The sequence below is a fragment of the Rhizobacter sp. genome, from assembly GCF_046595475.1.
GTDB lineage: Bacteria > Pseudomonadota > Gammaproteobacteria > Burkholderiales > Burkholderiaceae_C > Rhizobacter.
In genome coordinates this window covers 1-4,983 of the sequence record NZ_JBKJOQ010000070.1, presented here as the reverse complement: position 1 = coordinate 4,983, position 4,983 = coordinate 1, and the positions used below count along the sequence as shown (strand labels likewise).

The following is a 4,983-nucleotide window of genomic DNA, read 5'->3' as shown; positions in this document are numbered from 1 at the left end:
ACGACGGCAAGCTGTGGATACGCCTGCGCGATGACGGTCAGGGCCTGGCCATCGCCAAGATCCGCCAGCGCGCCGCCGAGCAAAACCTGCTCACCCGGGGCCAGAAGAGCAGCGACGCCGAGGTGGCCCAACTCATCTTCCGCTCGGGCTTCTCTACCGCCGAGCAGGTGACCGAAGTCTCGGGCCGCGGCGTGGGCATGGACGCCGTGCGCGGCTTCTTGGAGAAGGAAGGCGGCAGCATCGCCATCCACTTCCTTGACGACCGCGAAGACGCCGACTACCGGGCCTTCGAGACCGTGATCGCCTTGCCCGACAAATACGCCGCCTCGCTCAGCGCGGCCATGTCATTCGATGCCCTGCGTGCACGTTTGCTGGCAAACAAGGCGCTGCCTACCGACACGCAGAGCGGGCGCTCGTAGCGGCTGCGCTCAATTGGCTCTGCAAGATGCCGATATAGCCTCTGGCTGCACTTGCCGCAACCGTGGTTTTTCTGCCATCTCAGATGAAGGGCGACCTGTGACGACGCTACACAACAACGCACACACAAAAGACGTGAGTGACTTGGCATCGAACGCCGGCGAAGAGACTCTCTACAGCACTGACGAGGTGAAGGTGTCCCGGCGCAAGGGCTCAGGTGACGTCGCCGCCCTGGTGTTCAAGCAGGCCAAGAGCAACTCGGCCATTCGCCGGCTCAGGCTTGAAGCTGCAATCCTGACTCAGTTGGTCGCCGTGGATGGCGTGGTCAAGCTCGCCGACATCCCCGCCGAACCCAACACCTTGGTGTTCAAGGACGATGGCGCGGTCGCACTGGGCCAATACCTCAAGAGCCAACCGCTGAGCCCTTTGCAAGTGCTGGCCTTTGCGCTGGGTGTCGCGCGCATCCTGTCCGGGGTGCACAAGGCCGGCGTGATCCACAAAGACATTTGCCCCGCCAACCTGTTGATTCACCCGCAGACACTGCAACCTACGCTGATCGATTTCAACATCGCGGTGGTGGTGGCCAGCCAGCAGGCGGACACCGCCGGTGACAGCGAGATTTCGGGCACTTGGTCGTACATGTCGCCGGAGCAAACCGGGCGCACAGGGCGCGCGCCCGACCCCCGCTCCGATCTGTACTCGCTGGGCATCACGCTGTACGAGCTGCTGACACAGCGCAAGCCCTTTCAGAGCGACGACTTGCTGGAGCTGGTGCATGACCACCTGGTGCGTGTGCCCGAGGCCCCCATCGCTCTGAACCCGCAGCTGTCGCCCCTGGTCTCTGACGTGGTGATGCGCTTGCTGCAAAAGGAGCCCGACCGCCGCTACCAAAGCGCTGACGGCCTGGCCATCGACCTCAAACGCATTGACCAAGCCTTGCAAAGCGGTGACACCACGCCTTTCGAGTTGGGCCAGTTCGATTTCGGCGCGCGCCTGAACCCGCCCTTGCACCCGATTGGCCGCGACGAAGAGCTGAACGCTTTGCGCGAAGCGACCGATCATCCCGATGGCAGGCACCCCTGCGTGCTGATCTCGGGCCCCGCCGGCGTGGGCAAGTCATCGCTGCTGGCCGAGTTGCGCCCCATGGTCGCGGCGCAGCAGGGCTGGTTCCTCTTTGGCAAATTCGAGCAGTTCCGCCAGGAGACGAACAGTGGAGCCGTGGACGGCCTTCGTTCCCTGGGCCGTCAACTTTTGGCCGAGCCGCCAGAACGCCTCGCCGTGTACCGCGAACGCATTTTGGCCGCACTGGGCAGCAACCTGGGAGTCGGCATTTCGCTGCTGCCCGAATACACGCTGCTGCTGGGCAAGCACGAGGCCGTGGAGATAAGCGATCCGCGCGAAGCCGCGGCGCGCTCCACGCTGGCCACGCTGGCCGTGCTTCGCAGTGTGGCCAGCATCGAGCGGCCCATCGTTCTGGTCTTGGACGATACGCAATGGGCCGCCGCCGCCACCTGGCACTTTCTTGACGGCCTGGTCACCGGTGCCGAACCTTTGCCCGGCTTGCTGGTGGTTTGCGCCTTTCGCGCCGACGAGGTGGCCGAGGGCCACCCTTTAAGCGCTCTGATCGCACGTTGGGCCAAGCTCGATCTGGCTGCGCCTGAGCTGTTGGTAGGCAGCCTCTCGCAGGCGCATGCCAGTGCGTTGGTGGGCGCCATGCTGCATCTGCCCGAGAGTGAAGCGACAGCGCTCGCCGAGGTGCTGTCCGAGCGCACACAGAACAACCCCTACAACACCATTGAAGTGCTCAATGGCCTGCGCCAAGACGGGCTGCTGGCATTGAACGAGGGCACTTGGGCCTGGGAGGCCGAGTCCATTCGCCGCCATGTGGGCAACTCCAGCGTGGCCGACTTGTTGAGCCGGCGCGTGGGCCGCTTGTCAGCCGAGGCGCGTGGCGTCTTGGAGTCATTGGCCTGCCTGGGCGGCAGCGTTGAGCATGGCGCACTTGAGCTGGCCTGCGGGTTGGACCTCGACGGCTTGCGGCAATGCCTCGCGCCCTCGATCAACGATGGGTTGATCCAAATTGACGTGGGCGACACCACGACCGTGCGCTTTGCGCATGGTCGAGTGCAGCAGGCCGTCTTCGACAGCCTGCCTACCGAGACTCGCGTGAGCCTGCACCTCAGTTTGGCCCGGCGCCTCACCGCGAAATCCGGGAATGGTGCTCTGGCGGCCAACCAGTACCTGGCCGCGGCCAGCGCACTGACCGACGACACCGAGCGCTGGCTTGCCATCAAGTTGTTCGATCGTGCAGCACAACATTTGCAAATGAGCAACGGCGCCGCGGCCGAGCCCTTCCTGAGTGCCATCATTGAGTTGTTGAACGCCATGAACACAACGGCCGCCCACGAAAGGCTGTTTGCCTTCGAGGCCCGCCACCACGTCACCCTGCTGGGCCTGGGCCGGGTGGACGCCGCCGACGCCGTCTACGCTTCCATGCTGTCTCGCGAGTCCGACCCGGTGAAACTGGCCATTCCCACGCGCATGCAAGTCAGCGGGATGACCCGGCGCGGCCGCTTCGCCGATGCACTGGCCCTGGGGCTGAAGATGATGGCCGCAACCGGCTACCCGCGGCCCGATGACGTGCGACCGGCTCTCGGCGCTGGCTTCCAGCGGCTGGTGAAATGGAATGCCAACCCCGACAAGCTCAACGACTTCACCCGCCCCGATGTCGACAACGCCCGTGTCAAAGCTTGGGGGCAAATTGCGAACGGTGCAGGCACTGCGGCCTACTTCGCCGACCCGCCCACGTTTGCGTGGACGATCCTGGAAGGTCATCGCTTGTGGGTGGAAGAGGGCCCCTCACATTTGTACCTTGGGTCACTGAGCTCGGCGGCCTATCTTCTGGTGACCGCCTTGCAGGACTACCGCGGGGCCTACGAGGCTGCACTGCATGGCATCAAGGTGGGCGAGGCGCGGGGCTATGAGCTCGACACAGCCGCAGCGCGCTGCACTTTTGGCATCGCCGCGGGTCACTGGGTGGACCCCATCGAATCTGTAGCCAAAGAGTTCCGCCGTGCGCGCGTCGACTTGACGAGAGCGGCTGAGACCTCCCAGCTTCCGTACACCTATATCGTCTGTGACTTGCTGTTCGATTGCGAGCCTTTGCTCGAGACGGCGTCGGCCGAGATCGATGCCGCTCTGAGCTACTTCGCCCGTTCCGGCAACGAAGACTCGGCGGTTCGTTTTCGGGTGCGCCGCCAGCTCGTGCGTTCACTGCGCGGCGAGACCAACACGACGGGCGGCTTCGCCGGCCACGATTTTGACGACGCCGCCTACGTGAAGGCGATGGACCCGACGAGCACCACAGCAGCAACCTACTTCTTGCTGAGCAGCATTGCGTCGGCCATATTCCAAGACATACCGGCATTGATCGCACACTCGGCCAGAGCGATTCCGCTGCTCCCGCGCACGCCCGGCTATTACCTCAGCGCCGTGGCGCGGGCGTTGCAAGCGATGGCCTTGTCTGAGAAGGCTCGCAGCCTGCCCGCCGAGGAGCGCGCCCCGGTGATCGAGGAACTCGACAAGGCTTGCGTCACATGGCTGACGGCACGCGCTGCAGACGCGCCTGAGAACTTCCTGCACCTGCTGCGCTGGGCCGAGGCCGAACGCGCCTGGGCCGCCGACAGCCTGTGGGCAACCGGCGCCGCCTTCGACGCCGCCGTCAAGGAGGCCGCTCTGCACGCGCGCCCCTGGCACCGAGCCCTGATTTGCGAGCGCGCCGCCGCCTTCCGCCTGAGCGTCGGCATGGAAGAGGCCGCACGCCCCTTGCTGACCGAGGCCTGTAACACCTATGAAGCCTGGGGCGCCATGGGCAAGGTGAAGGAACTGCGCCGCGCCCATGCGTATCTGCGATCGGGCGGCAAAGCACGCATCGAGGGTGGCACCATTTCCACCCAAATTGTTGACAGCCAAACGGTCGACATGATGGCCGTGCTGCGCGCCTCGCAAGCGCTCAGCTCCGAGACCAGCCTGGTACGCCTGACGCAGCAAGTGGGCAAGGTGCTGGGGGCCATCACGGGCGCCACGGGCGTGCAGCTGATCGTGCGCGCTGATGAAGGCAGCAGCACCTGGGTCCTGGCCAAATCTCTGGGCGGCGATGCCAGCCCGATCACGATAGAAGACGCCGGCGCCGCCGGCGACGTGCCGCTGTCGGTGCTGCGCTACGCAGAGCGCACCGGTGAGCTGCTCGTGATCGAAGACGCCACGCGCGACGACCGCTTCTCGGCGGACCCTTATGTCCAGAAGTGCGACCAGTGCTCGCTGCTGGTCTCGCCCATTTTGAAACAGGGTCAACTCAACGCGATGCTGGTGCTGGAGAACCACCAGCGCCGCAACGCCTTCAGCGCCGACCGGCTCGACTCGGTGGCCATGATCGCCGGCCAGCTGTCGGTGTCACTCGACAACGCCCTGCTCTACGCTTCGCTGGAAAAGCGCGTGGCCGAGCGCACCGCCCAGCTGCGCCAAAAGACCAACGACATCAACGCCATGCTGCAGAACATGCCGCAG

The 4,983-nt window shown here is 65.0% G+C and carries 1 protein-coding gene and 1 pseudogene; both read left to right on the top strand.

All coding sequences use genetic code 11. The features are described from left to right. A pseudogene (locus tag AC30QB_RS12685) lies at positions 1 to 419 on the top strand (hypothetical protein); the annotation flags it as partial. 133 nt (positions 420 to 552) lie between these two features. Further along, positions 553 to 4,983: AAA family ATPase (locus AC30QB_RS12680; RefSeq protein ID WP_489546582.1), on the top strand; the 4,431-nt coding region annotated here is incomplete at its 3' end.